The sequence below is a fragment of the Dolichospermum planctonicum genome, assembly GCF_005402965.1.
Classification (GTDB): Bacteria; Cyanobacteriota; Cyanobacteriia; order Cyanobacteriales; family Nostocaceae; genus Dolichospermum; species Dolichospermum planctonicum.
Genome location: NZ_BJCF01000023.1, coordinates 1 through 20,715 on the forward strand (window position 1 = coordinate 1; position 20,715 = coordinate 20,715).

The following is a 20,715-nucleotide window of genomic DNA, read 5'->3' on the forward strand; positions in this document are numbered from 1 at the left end:
GTGGCGCTGGTAATGACTCCTATTATGTGGACAATACAGCAGATATCATCACAGAATTAGTAAGTCAAGGAACTGATATTGTTTTCACAACTGTAACCTATACCCTAACCCCCAATACCGAAAACCTGACTTTACAGGGAACAACCGCTATTAATGGTACAGGTAATAACCTGAATAATATCATTACAGGTAACGCAGCCGATAACGTTCTCACTGGTGGTACGGGTGCTGATACCCTCATTGGTGGCGCTGGTAATGACTCCTATTATGTGGACAATACAGCAGATAGGATTACAGAAAACCTGAATGAAGGAACTGATATTGTTTTCAGCACCGCAGCAACTTACACCCTAAGAACCAATGTAGAAAACTTAACGTTAGAGGGAACAACCGCTATTAACGGTACAGGTAATGAACTAAATAATATCATTACAGGTAATACAGCCGATAACGTTCTCACCGGTGGTTTAGGTGCTGATACCCTCATTGGTGGCGCTGGTAATGACTCCTATTATGTGGAAAATACAGCAGATAGCATTACAGAAAATGCTAATGAAGGAACTGATATTGTTTTCACAACTGTAACCTATACCCTAACCCCCAATACCGAAAACCTAACGTTACAGGGAACAACCGCTATTAACGGTACAGGTAATGAACTGAATAATATCATTACAGGTAACACATCCGCTAACGTTCTCACCGGTGGTTTAGGTGCTGATACCCTCATTGGTGGCGCTGGTAATGACTCCTATTATGTGGACAATACAGCAGATATCATCACAGAATTAGTAAGTCAAGGAACTGATATTGTTTTCACAACTGTAACCTATACCCTAACCCCCAATACCGAAAACCTAACGTTACAGGGAACAACCGCTATTAACGGTACAGGTAATGACCTGAATAATATCATTACAGGTAACGCAGCCGATAACGTTCTCACTGGTGGTACGGGTGCTGATACCCTCATTGGTGGTGCGGGTAATGACTCCTATTATGTGGACAATACAGCAGATAGGATTACAGAAAACCTGAATGAAGGAACTGATATTGTTTTCAGCACTGTAACCTATACCCTAACCCCCAATACCGAAAACCTAACGTTACAGGGAACAATCGCTATTAACGGTACAGGTAATGAACTGAATAATATCATTACAGGTAATACAGCCGATAACGTTCTCACCGGTGGTTTAGGAAATGATACCCTCATTGGTGGTGCGGGTAATGACTCCTATTATGTGGACAATACAGCAGATAGCATTACAGAAAATGCTAATGAAGGAACTGATATTATTTTCAGCACTGTAACCTATACCTTAACCACCAATACCGAAAACCTAACTTTACAGGGAACAACCGCTATTGATGGTACAGGTAATGACCTGAATAATATCATTGCAGGTAACGCAGCAGCTAACGTTCTCACCGGTGGTTTAGGTGCTGATACCCTCATTGGTGGCGCTGGTAATGACTCCTATTATGTGGATAATACAGCAGATATTATCATAGAATTAGTAAGTCAAGGAACTGATATTGTTCTCAGCACTGTAACCTATACCCTAAACCCTAACATCGAAAACCTAACGTTACAGGGAACAACCGCTATTAACGGTACAGGTAATAACCTGAATAATAATATTACAGGTAACGCAGCAGCTAACATTCTCACAGGTGGTTTAGGAAATGATACCCTCACAGGTAATGCAGGTTCAGATACTTTAATTGGTGGCTTCGGTAACGATACCCTGTATTTAGGTTTAAACGATAATGCTGTAGATAACGTTAATTACGCTCTTGGTGATGGTATAGATATAGTTTACCAATTTGTGAGCGGTGTCGGTGGCGATCAACTGAATTTCTCAGGTATTGCCAATTTTGATGTCATTACATCAGGTACTTCTACATTAGTGCGAGTTGGGGATGGTATTGGTGGTAATGCTGGTTTTGGTAATGGTCAATTATTAGTTACCTTATCCGGTACATCTGGATTTAATAGCACCAATTTTGGGGATAACCTATTTGGTGGTACTTTCCTGTTTAGTTAATTGCTAGTAGGTTGGGTTATGGACTACGGTCTTAACCCACCATAAATTTAGCGGATAATAGTGGGTTATGCTGCATCAAGATTCAGTATTTGAGTAAAGTAGAGATAGGCGGGCAGGATGCCCACCCCACAAGAGTTTTATTAATAGGGGTAAGAGTTTGTAAAGATGGTATTTTCGGTGATTTTATGGCGAGATAGTTCTTCCTTATCAGGATCTACTATAGCAAATTCCCAGCCGCAAGTCAATACCCTTAACTCATAAAATGCAAAAAAAATTGAAAATTATTTTTTGTCTTGTGGAATTTGGTTGCCTATTACCTAGTAGGATGATAGGAAAGTTCTGTACTATCTGTGCGGTACTGTTGAATTCCCACATAGGAAAATAAAATAAAGTGTCAATTCAAGAACATAAAATTACAGTAGATTCTTTAGAATGGTTTTATCGGGAAGCTGAACCGATGGGTAGAACGGACTTAATTCCCGTGTTATTGTTACATGGGTTAGTTTCTCAAAGTTATAGTTGGAGGAATATTATTCCCAGTTTAGCAGCACAAGGAACTAGAGCGATCGCTCCTGACTGGATTGGTTGCGGATTTTCAGGTAAACCAGAGAAGGAAGATTTTGCTTATACTCCAGATGAATTTATCAAAGCACTAGCAGGATTTGTTGAAGCTTTAAAATTAGAAAGATTTTCCTTAGTTGTCCAAGGATTTTTAGGTTCAGTTGGGTTACAATACGCCTTACGTCATGCTGAGAAAATTGCTAATATAGTCATTTTAAATACACCGATTTCTACGTCCGTGAAAATCCCTTGGAAAATCAAACAAATGGGTTTACCTCTAGCTGGGGATATAATCACCCAAGACCCCTTATTAGTGGATAGAACCTTAGAAAGTGGTAGTTGTTACCGCATTGAAGATCAAGATTTAGATGTTTATAGAAAACCATTTTTGAAAAGTTCTGCGTCTGGGAGAAGTCTCCTAGCGACAATTCGCAATTTACAATTAGAAAAAGCGATGATAGAAATAGAAGATGGGTTGAAAGGATGGCAAAAACCGATTTTAGTACAATGGGGAATGATAGATCCTTGGTTATCTGTAGATATAGCGGAAAACTTGGTTAAATCTGTAGCAAATGGTGAAATTATCAAACTTAATAATGTGGGACATTACCCCCAAGAACATTATCATGAGGTGATTTTACAGGATTTATTGCCATTTGTCCGGTGTGGGGCGGGGAATTAGAGACTGTTTAAAAAGTCACCCATGATTTATAAATATTCTCTATTTCCCGTGGAGACTAAAGAATTTCTCAAAACTAGCGGAAAGTCTGCCATCATAGCAGTAAAAGTTGGTCATGGGTGTTACCTTAATGTTAGAGTTGCAAAGAGATTAATTGGCAACTTTTGGAGACACTAGGCAAACAGCGAGTATCAATGTTAAAGAAACTACAAAAAAGACAAATTTATCTGCTTGCTGGTGCTGGACTATGTGCCTTTTTAGCTGGGGCAATGGTGTCAGCCCCCCAAGCTGGCAAAACCCTAAGTCAATGGTTGAACTTGAGTCAGAGTAAGCCAGAAGGGTTATCTGAGGCTAATAAAGTCAAGTCGGTTGTATTTTCTCTGTTGTCTGAATCTGTACCAGAGAGATTAACAAAACTCCAGGAAATTGCTGAAACAGGTAGTTCACCAGATCGGGAACGGGCCCGTTATCTATTGGCCTGTGATTACGTGGAAACCTCCCAAGGAAAAAAAGCCCTGAGTTTATTGGCAGGATTGGAAAAAGACTATCCTGTTTTAGCTCCTTATATTTTACTTAAACAAGCCCAAGCTCATGATATTTTAGGTGAAGATAGGAAAGCCTCAGATTTGCGCCAAAAGGTAGTAAAGGAATATAGCAAGGAAGCGGCCGTAGTCAAAGCCATATATGCGATCGCCCAACCAAAATTATATAATCAAGCGATCGCACAATTTCCCTCCCATCCTCTCACCTGGGAAATTATCCGCAAAAGCTTAAAAGATAACTCAAATCAGCCGAACTTACAATTAATCCTAGCTAAATACGCCGCTGACGAGCCGGGAATTGTGGGTGTATTAGATCAATTAGTCAAACAAACCCAACTCAAATCCACAGACTGGGAACTAATTGGTTCAGTTTACTGGGATAATAATCAATTCACGAAAGCTAAAGATGCTTATATTCAAGCACCGAAAACAGCCACCAGCCTCTACCGCATCGCTAGGGGATTACAATTAAATAAACAGCAAGATCAAGCCATTACGGTTTATAAACAACTGCTGCAAAAATTCCCCACCGCGACAGAAACAGGTATAGCTCTATTAAGATTATCAGACATTGCCAAAGGTAAAGCATCTATTACCTATCTTGACGAAATTATTACTAAATTTCCCGAAATAGCACCGCAGGCATTAGTCAAAAAAGCCACATTATTGACAACCCTAAAAAATAATCAATCGGCTGATGGCATATATAAATTATTAATAGGTAAATATAGTACCAGTGATGAAGCAGCAGAATTTCGGTGGAAAACAGCCCAAACCAAGGCAAAAAACAATGACTATTTAGGGGCATGGGAATGGGCGCAACCAATTACCATTAATAACAAGAGTAGTATTTTAGCACCCAGAGCCGGATTTTGGGTAGGTAAATGGGCAACGATATTAGGTAAGCAAGAGGAAGCTGTCACAGCTTATAAGTCTGTGATTAGTGAATTTCCTTACTCTTATTATGCCTGGCGTTCGGCGAGTATTTTGGGTTTAAATGTGGGTAATTTTGACAGCCTGCGCTTGATGAACCCGACAATTATACCATTTCAACGTCCTGTGCCACCAGCGGGTTCTGAAACCTTTAAGGAATTGTATTTATTAGGACAAGACCGTGATGCTTGGTTGCAATGGGAAACGGAATTTCAGAGTAAAAATCAGCCTAGTGTCGCTGAAGAATTTACAGAAGGGTTGATGAAATTAACAAAGGGTGAGTACCTGATTGGGATTGAGAAAATTGCCAAATTAGAAGATCGGGAAAAACCCGCCGAAAAAGCCGAATATCAAGCTTTAAGTCAAAAAAGCATCTACTGGCAAGCCCGTTATCCCTTTCCCTATTTTCAGGAAATTGAAAAATGGTCAATTTCCCGTCAACTTAATCCACTGTTAGTAACAGCTTTGATGCGCCAAGAGTCTCGGTTTCAGGCAAAAATTAAATCTCCCGTGGGTGCAACAGGTTTAATGCAAGTTATGCCCAGTACAGCAGCGTGGATAGCCCCACAAATGAATGCAGATATCAAAAAAATCAATTTGGAAAATGCCAATGATAATATTATGTTGGGGACTTGGTACTTAGATTATACTCATCGACAGTATAGCAATAATTCCATGTTAGCGATCGCTAGTTATAATGCAGGTCCGGGTAATGTAGCTAAATGGTTGCAAACCATACCCAAAAAAGATCCTGATGAATTTGTAGAAGAAATTCCCTTTGATGAAACCAAAAATTATGTCCGTCAAGTATTCGGTAATTACTGGAATTACCTGCGACTGTATAACCCGGAAGTATCCAACCTAGTCAGTAAATACTCCCAAGAACATCCAAAATTACCCACGAAATAAATTATGTAATTTGGGTGGAGGAACAAAATCCAATATCTTAGGGAGTAGGTGAAATTGCAATTAGGTGACAGAGAACAGGTGACAGGGAACAGGTGACAGGTTACAGTTTAATAATGTTTCGATCCCTAATAGGGATTAAGTTAAATTGCAATCATTGGATAGACTTTCCAGTAATATTTCCAATGTTTCGATCCCTAATAAGGAGTAAGTTAAATTGCAACATTGAATGATTTTTTGGCGTTGCAATAGTTCCAATGTTTCAATCCCTAATAAGGATTAAGTTAAATTGCAATCTTACGATTATAGATTCACTATATCACAAGTGAAATTGCAATTGTGTAGGGGTTAACGGCCGTTAACCCCTACGTTCGTTGTTTCAATCCCTAATAAGGATTAAGTTAAATTGCAATGTTTGTATAAGCAAGTCTTATACCCCAAATGTTGTTTCAATCCCTAATAGGGATTAAGTTAAATTGCAATTAATGCAGACATGATTAAAAACAAAATAAAAGATTGATAGTTTCAATCCCTAATAGGGATTAAGTTAAATTGCAATAATATCTATGGTCCTCCTGTTTTCAAAGACAAGCTAGATGGGTTTCAATCCCTAATAGGGATTAAGTTAAATTGCAATGTTGCATAATTCCAAATCTTATCAATCCTGGAATAAGTTTCAATCCCTAATAGGGATTAAGTTAAATTGCAATGCTGGGATTACTCAGCAGTCCATCCTCCTCAGTGTTTCAATCCCTAATAGGGATTAAGTTAAATTGCAATTTCTACTGTGGTACAACCAGCGCCCAGACAGTGGGTTTCAATCCCTAATAGGGATTAAGTTAAATTGCAATTCTCACGGTTGACATAAGCTAAAGTTTTATCAGTTTGTTTCAATCCCTAATAGGGATTAAGTTAAATTGCAATCACTATAGAATATTAGGAGTGCGATCGCCCAAGGGGTTTCAATCCCTAATAGGGATTAAGTTAAATTGCAATTTTGATAAGAAGCAAAAAGCTGTCATATCGCAAATATGGTTTCAATCCCTAATAGGGATTAAGTTAAATTGCAATGTGCCGGCGGATACCTTTATAACGGCTTTTAACAGTTTCAATCCCTAATAGGGATTAAGTTAAATTGCAATGCAGCCATTGCGGAAAAATCAATCTTTGGAAGCAGGACTGTTTCAATCCCTAATAGGGATTAAGTTAAATTGCAATTTGACCACCTGCCATAAGTCACAACTTGTCACTAATTCTGTTTCAATCCCTAATAGGGATTAAGTTAAATTGCAATAACAGCACTTTCAGCGATTTATACACTGATTATGCGCTGTTTCAATCCCTAATAGGGATTAAGTTAAATTGCAATACTTTACAAATTGGTCGTTAACACCTTGTATGGTGTTTCAATCCCTAATAGGGATTAAGTTAAATTGCAATTATATAGCGGAAAATAAAGATGTTGAAAATGAAAAGTTTCAATCCCTAATAGGGATTAAGTTAAATTGCAATGTCAAGGTTAGTGTGTGTTTTTTAAGCGCTAGTTGTTTCAATCCCTAATAGGGATTAAGTTAAATTGCAATTTATAGTGTCCGAAAACATCGGCACGGCGCTAATAAAGCGTTTCAATCCCTAATAGGGATTAAGTTAAATTGCAATTTATTTTTGGAATAAATATCTTATTATGTAAAGTTTCAATCCCTAATAGGGATTAAGTTAAATTGCAATTGAACTCGCGGCTGATCCGGCTTGAAGCATCCCCACGTTTCAATCCCTAATAGGGATTAAGTTAAATTGCAATTACTTTATTCTTAGTTGTGCGCCTATTCTTGTACCCTGTTTCAATCCCTAATAGGGATTAAGTTAAATTGCAATATCAAGGTGAAGCTATTGCTAATAGCCAGAATGGTTTCAATCCCTAATAGGGATTAAGTTAAATTGCAATATTATAAAATGGCATTTATTATAATGATGTAAAGTTTCAATCCCTAATAGGGATTAAGTTAAATTGCAATCACCCGTCACTTTCCTTATCCAGTAAGTATCCTGTTTCAATCCCTAATAGGGATTAAGTTAAATTGCAATTTTTACCGCTTAAAATGATGCAAGAAAATCGAGGTTTCAATCCCTAATAGGGATTAAGTTAAATTGCAATTCCCCGGCGAGTAGGGTATCGCTTACCCATTCGCTTGTTTCAATCCCTAATAGGGATTAAGTTAAATTGCAATAAATTGGCTTGCTGCTAAAGGATGGATAATTGAGTTTCAATCCCTAATAGGGATTAAGTTAAATTGCAATAAGTCGTTATTATCCTTTATCCACAAGTTAGGCTTGTTTCAATCCCTAATAGGGATTAAGTTAAATTGCAATTCGCTACCCTAATTCCACAATTACCGCAGTAGGCGGTTTCAATCCCTAATAGGGATTAAGTTAAATTGCAATGTGTATAGTGATGTGTGTTTTTGATGTTGAATGGGTTTCAATCCCTAATAGGGATTAAGTTAAATTGCAATTCGCGCTAGGAAGGAATATAATATTCCCGCAAAGTTTCAATCCCTAATAGGGATTAAGTTAAATTGCAATCAAATAATAGAAGGTACAACTACCTATAATTTAGGTTTCAATCCCTAATAGGGATTAAGTTAAATTGCAATCCCTTGACTTTGGACCAATGAGAGTCACTGCATCGGGTTTCAATCCCTAATAGGGATTAAGTTAAATTGCAATGTCCTCAAGGGTATATTTGGTAGGTAATCATGGAGTTTCAATCCCTAATAGGGATTAAGTTAAATTGCAATTGTAGTAAGTTGTCTGATTCCATCGCAAACTCCCCGTTTCAATCCCTAATAGGGATTAAGTTAAATTGCAATCCTAAGAAAGCTTTGTCTTTCCGTGCAAGTAGATAGTTTCAATCCCTAATAGGGATTAAGTTAAATTGCAATAAACCGCTGAAGATGTTTTAGGCATGGCATTGGGTTTCAATCCCTAATAGGGATTAAGTTAAATTGCAATAAGCAGATAAAAAAGGGTAGTCAGCACACAAAAATGTTTCAATCCCTAATAGGGATTAAGTTAAATTGCAATAAAATCGAACCAACTTGATAGATAATCCTGTGGAGTTTCAATCCCTAATAGGGATTAAGTTAAATTGCAATATTCAAATGGTAGCGTCAATCGCTTCTGGATTGGTGTTTCAATCCCTAATAGGGATTAAGTTAAATTGCAATTCGGTAAGCTCCATCTCTCATAGCTTCTAAGCTTGTTTCAATCCCTAATAGGGATTAAGTTAAATTGCAATTTTTATCTTTTTTCATTATTTTAATTCCTTATGTGGAGTTTCAATCCCTAATAGGGATTAAGTTAAATTGCAATTTACTACACTTAATTACAGATACTACTACGTAAATGAGTTTCAATCCCTAATAGGGATTAAGTTAAATTGCAATCGTGGTAGTTTGACCGATTGCTATCAAATTCTCGATGTTTCAATCCCTAATAGGGATTAAGTTAAATTGCAATATTATGTGAATTTATTGATTTATCAATAAGATTGTTTCAATCCCTAATAGGGATTAAGTTAAATTGCAATATAATTTTTAGAAGATTAAAGCTGAATCAAAGTGTTTCAATCCCTAATAGGGATTAAGTTAAATTGCAATTCGCGTCTTTGATCACCGGCTTCATAATCGCTTAAGTAGTTTCAATCCCTAATAGGGATTAAGTTAAATTGCAATGAGAAGATTAAGAATCAATATGCTCTCATGAGTATGTCACGTTTCAATCCCTAATAGGGATTAAGTTAAATTGCAATCTTCTTTTTGATTCATGCTCATTGATTAAATCGAGTAGAAGTTTCAATCCCTAATAGGGATTAAGTTAAATTGCAATTTGAATCAAGTGATTGCGTCGATAATGGGTCACAATGATGTTTCAATCCCTAATAGGGATTAAGTTAAATTGCAATCTTTATTTGTTGCCCGGAAAAATCAAATATAAAAGTTTCAATCCCTAATAGGGATTAAGTTAAATTGCAATAATTTGCGATATGATAGCTTTTTGTTTCTTGTCGAAGTTTCAATCCCTAATAGGGATTAAGTTAAATTGCAATGCGAAATTTTCAAAAGATACTTTGCTTCTAGAACTGTTTCAATCCCTAATAGGGATTAAGTTAAATTGCAATAGCGGAATGCTGAAAGCCTATATATATGTAGTTTTCAAGGTTCAGTTGCGCGGATGTTCTTATGATAATCTATTTCAAAAAAAGTGTCAAGGGGTAAAATAGCTGAAACTCTTGCTGTGCAAGGTGCGCGGATGGGTGAACTCCATGAACTCGATGAAAAGCTTGTGTAGAAATGATTGCAGGCATTTTTTTCTGATCTGAATTTTTTACACCCACCCATCCGCGCATTATTAAGCAAAGAAAATTGTCTGATCACGGGGTTCTTCACCACCAATTCTCTCTATTTTACCAAAACAGCAAGCACAAAGGAAGTAAAAGCGAATGCTGTCGGTTTCAGGTTTAATGAGTTTATTAAGACGCGATCGCAATTTAGCATATTGAGTATCAGTTAACTCACATTCAAAAATACTATACTGCACCCATTGTCCATAGGACTTGAGAATACTATGGATTTTAGTACGTCGTTTATCCTCAGAAATATCGTAAGAAATAACAACATTCATAAATTCTGTGTTAAGTTATACCTTGTTGATGTAGAGAAGTTTCATTTGAGTACCAAAGGGGTATATTTATCAGTTGTGTCCATTAAATACTTAGCCAGTAATCTTGCTTGCAATTCAAAAGCTTCTCGATAAGTACATTTACGTCCCATTACCGGGTGTTTAAACTCTGATATTTTTTTCTTTTCGTACAAAGTCAAAAAAGTTTTGCGTCCTTCTGGAGTGAGAGAAACAGCGCCACTTAATGGTTCAGTTACAAAATCTGCTGGGGTTAATAATTGCTTATTCAAAACAGATAAAACCACCGCATCTACCACCAAAGGACGAAATTCTTCCATTAAATCTAAAGCTAAAGAAGGGCGATTATAGCGATCAAAATGTAGGTATCCTAAATATGGATCAAAACCGACAATATTCACAGCACTTTGCACATCATGACGCAATAAAGAATAACCAAAACTTAACAATGAATTTACTGGATCTGTAGGTGGACGACGGACACGCTTAGTAAAAGAAAATTGAGAATTACGAATCAGACGATCAAAACAACCAAAATAAGCAGCACTACCAGAACCTTCTAAACCACGCAAAGAACTGATATTTTCAGTTGAACTAATTGCAGTAATGACCTGTTCAATGCGAGGAATACTTTTAGATAGATCAATATCACTAAATTCACGCTGATACCGCATTAAAGTTTGGCGATAATTTTTTAATTTCCCCCTCACAAAACCTTGAACAGCATGAATAGATTTAGGTGTTTTTCCTGCTGCTTGCCATTGTGCTTGGCGAATGAAAATATTGCCAGTCATTTCTGGCTGTAACCGTCCCAAATAATGACCAATATTACTGATAAAAGATAGAGGAATATGGCGTTCCATTAACTCAAAAATAACCGCTGGTGAAATAGTTGCTCGTCCTAAAATAACTACACCTTCCAGATGAATAAAAGGAATATCTTGAAGAATTTTCTTTTCAAATTTCACATGAATCCGTTCATCAACCTTACCAATAAAAGCATCATCTTGTGTGATGTAAAGAGTACCCATGATTAAATCCTCAAAATAGGTGACAGTTGACAGTTGACAGTTGACAGTAAAAGGAGTTTTAGAAAGGTTTTTGCATCAAGTATAAATTTCTCAATCTGCTTCTTGATAACGCCCCACTTTATCAGCAACTTGTGGCAAACATCGAGAATAAAGACTACAAGCATCACAGCGTTTTGTTTTGACAGCTTTTGGCATAGCACCTGTAAACAGTAAGGTTTGGATAGCTTCAATAGTCGCAATAGTAATACTTCGTAATTCTGGGGTAATTTCTACTAATTTGCGTTGATGAGTTTGAGCATAATAGATATAGCCAGTATTGATATTTTTGCCTGTCATTTCCTCCAAACACAAAGCCTGAGCGCAAACTTGCAATTCATCATTATCCCATTCTCCTTTACGTCCGCGTTTATATTCAATAGGGTAAAATTCGCCATTTTCAAATTCAATTAAATCAGATTTACCGATAAGTTGATATTGCTCTGATTTCAGATAAATAGCGCGTATCTGCCAAGTTTCCTCACGATTTTGTCCTCCAACTGTGTGAACTCGTTCATGTAAACTTGTACCTTCAATGGTATATTGATTATCAACAAATTCACCAGCACAATGAATCAACCAGCAACGGTGAGGACAATAGGAATATTGATTTAAAGAGGCAATATTAACGTAATCCTCATCAGAGGTGACAGGTGACTGGTAATAGGTGACAGGTGACAGGTTACAGGTTACAGTAGGAAGAGAGTTAGTTTGATTTTGTTTAGTCATAGTTAATTAAAAGTGGTAAAAGTTGATAGTGGGAAGAAAGTTAGTTATGGTGTATTTAAGATTTTCAAACGAAGAGAAGTGAGCATTTTACTAATTTCTATAATCAGGGATAATGTAGGATTTGCCTGTTCTGAAGTTAGATAAGTTAACCTAACTGCAAGCATTAAAAAAGTTTCTGTTTCCATTAATGAACCCTTAGCTATAGATAAAAAATGTCCAAAATCGTTTTTAGTTATTCCTCGTCCATGACCTTCGGCAATATTGGCTGGAACAGATGCAGCCGCACGGGTAATTTGTGAAGTAAGACGATAAATTTCTGTATTTGGAAATCCAGCAGCTAATTGATAGATATTCACTACCATATCCATTGATTTTTGCCACACAATTAAATCTCGATGTGATTCAATCTTCATAAATAACTCGTCTTATCTTTTGACTTTTGACTTTTTACTTCTTAACTGTCACCTGTCACCTCTCCCCGTGGCGTAGCACCTGTCACCTGTCACCTGTCACCTGTTACCTGTCACCTGTCACCTCTCCCCTGTCACCTCTCACCTTCTCCTCACCATGCCCATACCCATAGTTGTTTTTCTGCCAACACCTGCATATAAAGCAAAATCAGCTAAGGCGTTAATTTGTTTAATTGCTGTTGTTTCTACATTGCCAAGAATGCGATAACTAATTTCACCCAAACAACCAATAAATTTGTTGTCATAGTTGCTAATAACCTGAGTATTGATATTAAAAGCACTAGCATAAATTGATTCAAAAGAAATATTGGTTAATTCAATACCGCTATATTTATGCCACCGATTTAGTAGACTATTGAATACAGATTCCCGTGTTGGTAAAACATTATCAAATTCACCTTGACGAAAAGCTACAGGTGTAGAAAAGATGAAATTAAGATTGCGTTCTATTTCACTTGCTTGTTGATATAAATGGTAATAAGTACAAGCATTAGCCCAAGGTTGATTAGATTGGGGTGTACCCTGAATGCTAGTAATATATAGGTTGGCTGAACCTAAGTGCCAAGGTTTTTCCGGGTTGATATTTAACCATAAAGGGGTGAGTTGACTAAATAAATTGTCATTTAATAAAGAAATACGCCACCAACAAGAACTACCAGCAGGAATAGGGTTTTGATGGGCATATTGCAAAGTATAAGATTGGATTTTATGTTTGTTTTGTACCTGCAATGGTGAGAGAGTGAAGGCTTTATCGGCGTTGGATTCGTGTAAGTAGTCTCCTAATTTTCTATCAACAGAACTGACTAGGTTAAGAAATAAGGCGTGGTAATGTCTCCCGGTGAGGAAATTGGGGTAAATTGGAGATTGGGGGATGATGTTGAGGATGAGACTATGGGGCATATTATTGATGGTTGAAAATTCTAAGTTAAGGGCGGGCAAGATGCCCACCCCACAGGATTTGTAAGTGTGAAAATGATGAGAATTTAAGCCTTAAATCTATATTGCATTTGTTTGGGAATTTTTACATTTTTGACATCATCAAAATCGTAATATTCTCCTTGCATTTGCACATTTTGAATCAGACTTACTGGCGGCATATTTACCACATCATAGCTAATTACTCGATTAGTAAACATGACATCTAAAGGATTTAAAGGATGAGTACAAGTAAATAAATCAGTTTTAGTTTTTGGTGGTGGTAATTTCTCAACGGTAATTTCTGCTTTACTCATCCATTTACCTAAACGAATCCATTTAGGTAATTTGATGTCTTTTTGAGCAATTAGAAAGAACTCAAATTGACTTTCTGGGGCAATTTCCTTTGCTCTACCAAAACTGGGAATATTCTTTTGGGTTTTTTCCATTTCTACATGGTAGTTATTATTTGCATATTTCCATGTATTTAGAACAGATGAATGATGCAAAGAACGAGCCGGAGTTATATAAATTCCTTGCTCATTTAAAGGAGTTAAATGTGCTTCATATTTTGGCACTTGTTCGGGACAAAAATAGCGATAAGAATCTTCTTCTGCAACGGTTGTTGAGTAGATTTGACTATCAACTAAACCGAGTGCATAACAGAGAGCATAATTATGAATTATTGCTTCTGTTTCATAAAGTCTGCCAATTTCACGAGTGGCAAAATAAAGGCTGTCATGTAGTTCTAATTTGCAGCGATAGATAATGGTCATAGTGGTGATGATGGGGTATAGATTCCCGACTTCTTTGAGAAGTCGAGAATCTGAATATTCAACTACTTAGTTTTAGCGGCTGTTTTCTTTTTGCTAATATGTTTGCTGGCATATTCTTTAGCTTCAGTATCAGCTTTTTGCAAAATTGATTTAATTCCTGCTTCGTTATTTGTGAGAGATTTAACTTCATTAATTAGCGGAATAAAAGCATCACCAATAAAGTCTGTATGCACAATAAATTCATCATTCATTAAACTCTCAATTGCACTTTTAGCAGATGTAATTACATCATCTTCATCTAAAGGATCTGGAGATTTGAGAGTATTATTTGCTTTCATTTGGTCATATATGGCTTGAGTCCAACGCAGGTTACTGGTAATTTCTCCATCAGCAAAAATCACACCGACTAATTCATTTCTAACACGACCTGTACGGGTTGTTTGTGCGCCATAGTGACGAGTTCGGAGGATGTTATTAAAAACATACAGGAAACTAGCTTCTGTGGGGTCTTTTAATGTGACAATGCTGGGGAAAAATACCTGTGGTCTAATGTGGTCTTGTTGATTAATTCTGCTAGTAACTTCACCAGCTTTAGAACCACTTTCTCCTTTAGAAGCCATTGTCCCATTTTCAAAAGGAGCATTGAGAGTAAAGGTTTCATGAGATTCATCAAAAGCAGTAATTGAAAATGCGGTATCTACCACAACTTTGGATTTTTCTGAACCAGAATCACCAATAGCAAAACCGTAAATTATACAATCAGGGTTATCCATTGCAAAAGATACGTTATATTCACATTCTTCTGCTGTCATAAATTTGTATTTCCGCAATAATTCCCGACCTACTAATCTTTCTGGTGTAGACTGTTTACGTTTGAACATGGAAAGACGGCTAATGGTGTTTTTGTCTTTAACTCCTGCTCTTACTCGTGCTTTATTTAGTTCGCTATCTGTTTGGAATAAAGGGTAAGATTCAGTAACACGAATAGTTAAAAAGTGGACATATTTTCCCATTGGTTTGTAGGGAATTTCTGTTTGAAATAATTTAGCGTCAACGGTTTTTAAGAGTGACATAATTTTCTCCTGGAAATAAATGTTTAATGGCGATGAGAGTCAATTAAATGTTAAATGAGAGCTTGAACGAGAATCCGCATTAAGGGGTCTACGTCATCAGGAACACGATAACTATCAAGTCCTTGAGTAAGATGTTTATTAATGCGATCTAGTTGTGCAAATTCCCATATTTTGCCAGTGGTAACTGAACCAATAAGGTGAGTTTGTTGTTGATTTTCTTGCCATTTATCTAGGGCAATTAATTCTGCAAAAAGCTGTGTCATACCATAATCTAAATCCTCTTTTTTAGCTTCGATTACTAAGAGGTTATTGCGATTTTTAATCAGATAATCAAAGTAACCTTGTAGTTGTTCGCTGACTTTAATTTGATATTCAATTCTCACCTGTGATTTAGTATAGTGAACTAAGTCTAAAATTATTGGAGAAATTAATACTTCTCTGCGACTTGTCTCATTGGCTAAATCAAAGTATGGAAGAATTTCATCAAGTCTTTCTTGCAATTCTTGTAATCGGTCTAGATTTTCTTGATATTGGGGTAAATTCAAACGTTTTCGAGTAAATGTATAGCCAAATTCTTGAGCAAAATCTTGAGGTGAAATGTGCATCTCAAAATATTTGCTAAAAGTATAAGACTGAGTAGAATCCAGAATAGTCATTATCTAATTTTCCTCAGTTTCAATCTCAGTAATTTCATCAGGTTCATTTTGGGGACGTGCCTTATATTCTTTATCATCTGCTAAACGATAAAGAAATTCACAGGTATCTCGAATGAGGTTTAATTGACGACCTGCTAACCGGGCGCGATCGCTCTTAAAAGACCCCTCAAAAACATCCTCTACAAAATACTTAGCAAACTCTAAAACAGCTTGTCTTTCTTCCTCCCGTTTACTCATTATCCAACGTCCTTCCGCTGTGGAAGAATGTACTCGATCCATTAATTTAACAATCTCTGCTGCTACTGCTAAAGTTAAAGTTTCCCCATCAAACACACTAGAATCTGCTTTAAGAATAGTATCCGCAGCGATATCAATGGGTTTTAAAACAGCATTAGCTTTAGCATTAAACCTTTTATTGGCTCGATAAAAACGGCGATAAAGTTCCGTTAAATTTTGAGGATGATTCAAAGTTGATCTTGCTTCCACAATTAATTTCTCCTGAGTAGAATTAAATTTTGCATAAGGGTCAAAACAAGGGTAAAAATGATAGGTGTAAAGTTTGATTTTATCAATTCTTGCTGTCTCAAGTTTTTGATTACGCACCCATTTATTAAGATAAGCAAAGACATGAAGCGGACTGGTTTCAAAATCCTTTGCTAATTCCGTAAATTTCCCCCAATTAGCATCATAGCCAGTTTTACCTTGCTTTGCATTGACATCTAAATGAATGGCATAAGCAGCAGTTAAAACATTTAAGGGTGCCGGATATTGAATACCGTACTCTTCCCAACCTTCTAAAATGTAATCAAGGCGAAATCTATCTCTTTTTACTAAAGTACGGAAAGCATGAGGCGCACTATCAAGAAAAACGGTTTCTTCAAATTCTGCACCATCATTAAATGGGGGAATAGGAGACTCAGAAACCACAGTTTTCACATCTAAAATCATGGGAAAAGCGAAGGCTAACCAACTCGGCATTACCCAAGATTCTGTATCAGTGCTGTCTCTTCCTGGTGGTAAGGCCATGAAGTAAAATGTTAAAGGTTGATCTTCAGGATAGGAAAGTTTAAATGTGCGGTCTTTTTCACTATCTAAATTTTCATCAATTAAGAAACTATCCACACTTTGATAATTTTCTTTACCCAAATCAACCTGTAGATCTTTACTGATGAAATGATTACGGATGCTAGTATCAAAGCGAGTTTGAGCAATATTCATGTAAGCTTTTTGTAAAAACTTATTAGTTTCTGGGGTAAAGTAATAAGTTGGATAAAAATAGAGATAGCGATATTTACCATCTTCAAATCTTTTACCCACAGCTTGAGTTTGATTCATTAATATTTGTCTGAGCATCATTTCCACACCGGCAATACTAGAAATATTGCGTTTAGCGTTAGAACCTCCTAACATTTGTTTATTTGTATAGACTTGAGGTGTAAATAAAACTGCTGATTCCATCTGTTCAGTGACAGTATAAGCTGAATGAGAAATTGAGCAAATTAATTGTTTACCCCTGCCTGGTTTTTTGGCAGCATTATAATTACTCAGTTCGTTGATAAAATTATCAATTTCAGTGGTGACAGATGTGGATTGATTAGTATTAGGTAACATGATCACTCTTGATACCCACAACCTTAAATCATCCCAACCGTCAGGTAATTGATATTGTGCCAGAATTGGGTAAATTAAATCTGTCAAGTAATAAATTACCTGTTGACAATTTTCGCGGACATCTTCAATACCTGGATGTTTTTCCAGATATTTAGCCGCTAGATAATACCATTCATAAGGTACACCTCCTGTATTACCTTTTAATTTTTGTTCTTTCAAACTTTCATTGATACGTTGAATTTCTCGAACTTGCGGTAAATATTCTGTTAAATTCCAAAGTTCAGCAACTTTATGAGTTAAATCAAAATCTGGAACTTCTGGTAATTTCTTATCTTTTTTTCTCGCAGTTTCGATTTTTTCAACGGTTTCTTGCCAAATTTTACGAGTAATTAGATCTCCAAATTCGGCAATTTGATCAATGCGAATATCATCATCAAAATTAAAATCATAATCAATGGATAAAACATTTTGTTTTTGAAACTTAACTAAATTTTCACTGCGACTTTTACCAACAGATGTTTTACCAGTATTTAAAATGCGTAAACTAGCATCTAACGCAACTTGCATTAAACCGGGAGAATCAAAAAATAGATTGTAATATTCAGCATATTTCATTCCTTTTCCATCTCTACCAAATCCCGTTTGTCTAAGTTTTAGTTGACCTGCACAAAGGGATTTAATCTTATTAACTACCAGATTTGGTAAAGTTTCTGGAGAGATAGGAGGAGCATCACGCAACCCTAGATAAATTACCCCGGTTGGTAGATACAACAAAGGTTCATAATATCTATTTTCTGCGGTATTTAAGTTAGTATGAGCTTCAATTACAGCATTATTAACAACGTTGGTTAAAACACCTCTATTTTCGGCAATGTGATGATATGTAAATTTTAATTTACCATCACTAAGACTGTGAATAATTTCATTTAATGCCGTATTTTCTGCATCTTGAGGATGTTTGATAATTGAAGAAAGTAAATCAGCTAAACGAGTTAAATTACATAAAGCGCGAATAGTGCGATCTTTAAGAACAGGATTTAACCCAAATTCTGAAAAATTCCAGTTGGTATCCCAACGACTTTGGGCATTATAGGCCATGCACAATAAATCATCAATATATTCTTGATACTCTTGAGAATTATCTGGATTGATAAATTTATCAATTCCTAATTGTTTAACTTTCTCATCAATAATTTTTCTATGTTCATCTAAAGGTAATTTGCGACATTCTTCTGGTGCATCTGGGAATTTTTCAAAGTCATGTAAAATGAAACCAGCAATTACTAAACGTCGTTCTTTATCTTTAACTACTCGTTTAATTGTGGTATCCAGTTTTTCTAACCTTTGTTCAATTAAATTAGCTGGAAATAAACCATTAAGCAAGTGGGTATTTAAAGATTGATCAGCCGCGTTATCTCGTCTAACTTTTGTTTTACCTTCTGCTGCTCGTTTTTCGTCAATTTCATCAAAGAATTTACCACCTTTGGCAGTGACACCAATAGTGATTTTGAGCAGATTGGGTAATACATATTCGGCAAAATCTGTCATTACTTGATCATTAAAATTTTGCGATTGTATGGCTTCTTTTAATAGTTTAAGTGTGAGTAATTGTCCTTTGGTTTCAATTGTTCTATCTCCATCACCATCAAAACCAAAATCACCTGATAACCAATTATCGTCTGAGGTTTCAGAATTAGCGTTATCTACTATTTCTAACAGTGATAATTGTTTAAATTCGTCTGTCTTTTTACTTTTTTTAGCCATTGTTTTTTGCCAATCAAATTAAATAAGAGTTGATTTTTATGATGTGTTTTATGCAAATCCTTCTAGTAGTTTAGCAACTTGTTCAGGATCAGGAAGTTGATTTTTTAGTTCTTGTGGTAATTGAGAAACTATTTGATAAGTGGCTACACCAATTGGTTTATTAGAATCTTTAAGTGCGTATTCTACAATAGTTCTTTGTTTAGATTTACAAAGAATAATTCCAATAGAAGGATTTTCATCTGGAAGTTTCACCTTATCATCTAAAACCGATAGATAAAATTGCATTTTACCAACATATTCAGGTAAAAATTTTCCAATTTTTAATTCTATTGCTACTAAACACTTTAAACGGCGATGATATAATAGAATATCTATAAAATATTCCTCATCATCAACTTCTAAGCGATATTGACTATCAACAAAAGTAAATATACCGCCCATTTCCTGTAAAAATGGTTTAACTTTTGCTAAAATTGCTTGTTCTAATTGTCGTTCGCTATGTTCATCAGCTAATTCTAAAAAATCAAATGTATATTCATCTTTAACCGCTAGTTTTAATTGATTACGTATTTCTGATGAAATATTTTGATCAAAATTAGTTTGATTCAGGAGAGTTTTTTCATAAGTTTGGTTTTCAATTTGGTGAATTAAAACATTTTTTGTCCAGCCAAATTTACGAGTCATTTTCATATAAAATTCTCGATCTAAATCATCTTTACACTTTTCTAAAATGACTATATTGTGAGTCCATCCAATTTCTGCCACCAATGGTGTCAGTTTTTCTTTAGAGTGGTAAGCTAGATAAAAATCTCGCATTCTCCAAATATTTCGCGCTGAAAAACCACTAATACCAGGAAATTCTGTTTGTAAGTCTTTTGATAACTGTTCAACTACAGATTTACCCCAGTTACAATTTTGTTGTTTGATAAAAATCATCTGACCAATATCCCAATATAAGTTAATCATTTCTCGATTAACTGCCTTGAGTGCTTCATATTGGGCGGAACGAATTCGTTGTTTTACTTCCATAAGTAGATGTATGTAATTATCAGAAATTGGGTTATTCATAACTACAATGTTTTAATTAGCTGGGTAGACTAAACAGGCTTGTATATCTTCCCTTTCTAACCAGGGATATGCTTCTAATACGGTTTCGGTAGTATCTCCTGCGGCTAACATTCCTAAAATGTGTTCTACAGCTAGACGACGACCACGAATTATTGGTTTACCGCCAAAAATTTGGGGGTTAAATGTGATTCTTTCTAGTAATGTTTGTTCTTTCAT

14 protein-coding genes and 1 CRISPR repeat array are annotated in these 20,715 nt (G+C 35.9%); of the genes, 3 read left to right on the plus strand and 11 right to left on the minus strand.

Features of this window, described 5'->3' with window-relative positions; genetic code table 11:
• From FFO06_RS11440 to FFO06_RS11450, 3 genes are all read left to right on the plus strand, one after another.
• Positions 1–2,051 (plus strand): beta strand repeat-containing protein (locus FFO06_RS11440; protein ID WP_137908158.1); only part of this gene is annotated, 2,051 nt, incomplete at its 5' end.
• Between the two features lie 391 nt (positions 2,052–2,442).
• Positions 2,443–3,294, plus strand: coding sequence for an alpha/beta fold hydrolase (locus FFO06_RS11445; RefSeq protein WP_137908159.1), 852 nt, complete (start codon positions 2,443–2,445; stop codon positions 3,292–3,294).
• Between the two features lie 191 nt (positions 3,295–3,485).
• Positions 3,486–5,675, plus strand: a complete 2,190-nt coding sequence (locus tag FFO06_RS11450) for a transglycosylase SLT domain-containing protein (protein ID WP_137908160.1) — start codon at positions 3,486–3,488, stop codon at positions 5,673–5,675.
• 115 nt (positions 5,676–5,790) lie between these two features.
• A CRISPR array of direct repeats spans positions 5,791–9,852; the repeat unit is 37 nt; unit sequence GTTTCAATCCCTAATAGGGATTAAGTTAAATTGCAAT.
• A gap of 230 nt (positions 9,853–10,082) precedes the next feature.
• Here FFO06_RS11450 and cas2 read toward each other — a convergent pair.
• From cas2 to FFO06_RS11505, 11 genes are all read right to left on the minus strand, one after another.
• Entirely contained in the window at positions 10,083–10,355 is a 273-nt protein-coding gene (gene cas2 / locus FFO06_RS11455) for a CRISPR-associated endonuclease Cas2 (protein ID WP_137908161.1), read from the minus strand.
• Positions 10,356–10,396: 41 nt separating this feature from the next.
• Positions 10,397–11,401, minus strand: a complete 1,005-nt coding sequence (gene cas1d / locus FFO06_RS11460) for a type I-D CRISPR-associated endonuclease Cas1d (RefSeq protein WP_137908162.1) — start codon at positions 11,399–11,401, stop codon at positions 10,397–10,399.
• Between the two features lie 90 nt (positions 11,402–11,491).
• A complete protein-coding gene (gene cas4, locus FFO06_RS11465; RefSeq protein ID WP_137908163.1) occupies positions 11,492–12,166 on the minus strand; it encodes a CRISPR-associated protein Cas4 in 675 nt (224 codons plus the stop codon).
• A gap of 44 nt (positions 12,167–12,210) precedes the next feature.
• Positions 12,211–12,579, minus strand: a complete 369-nt coding sequence (locus tag FFO06_RS11470; protein WP_137908164.1) for a four helix bundle protein — start codon at positions 12,577–12,579, stop codon at positions 12,211–12,213.
• Positions 12,580–12,717: 138 nt separating this feature from the next.
• Positions 12,718–13,536, minus strand: coding sequence for a CRISPR-associated endoribonuclease Cas6 (cas6, locus tag FFO06_RS11475; RefSeq protein WP_137908165.1), 819 nt, complete (start codon positions 13,534–13,536; stop codon positions 12,718–12,720).
• An 83-nt stretch (positions 13,537–13,619) separates the two neighbouring features.
• On the minus strand, positions 13,620–14,327 hold the full coding sequence (cas5d, locus tag FFO06_RS11480) for a type I-D CRISPR-associated protein Cas5/Csc1 (RefSeq protein WP_137908166.1): 708 nt from the start codon (positions 14,325–14,327) through the stop codon (positions 13,620–13,622).
• Between the two features lie 62 nt (positions 14,328–14,389).
• Positions 14,390–15,400 (minus strand): type I-D CRISPR-associated protein Cas7/Csc2, encoded by a 1,011-nt coding sequence (cas7d, locus tag FFO06_RS11485; protein WP_137908167.1) that lies wholly within the window; start codon positions 15,398–15,400, stop codon positions 14,390–14,392.
• A gap of 50 nt (positions 15,401–15,450) precedes the next feature.
• Entirely contained in the window at positions 15,451–16,056 is a 606-nt protein-coding gene (locus tag FFO06_RS11490; protein ID WP_137908168.1) for a type I restriction enzyme HsdR N-terminal domain-containing protein, read from the minus strand.
• A gap of 3 nt (positions 16,057–16,059) precedes the next feature.
• Entirely contained in the window at positions 16,060–19,431 is a 3,372-nt protein-coding gene (cas10d, locus tag FFO06_RS11495; RefSeq protein WP_137908169.1) for a type I-D CRISPR-associated protein Cas10d/Csc3, read from the minus strand.
• A gap of 48 nt (positions 19,432–19,479) precedes the next feature.
• The gene (locus FFO06_RS11500) at positions 19,480–20,499 is read right to left on the minus strand and encodes a PDDEXK nuclease domain-containing protein (RefSeq protein WP_137908170.1); all 1,020 of its coding nucleotides are present in this window, start codon (positions 20,497–20,499) and stop codon (positions 19,480–19,482) included.
• 12 nt (positions 20,500–20,511) lie between these two features.
• Complete coding sequence (locus FFO06_RS11505; RefSeq protein WP_137908171.1) at positions 20,512–20,715, minus strand: DUF433 domain-containing protein; 204 nt, start codon at positions 20,713–20,715, stop codon at positions 20,512–20,514.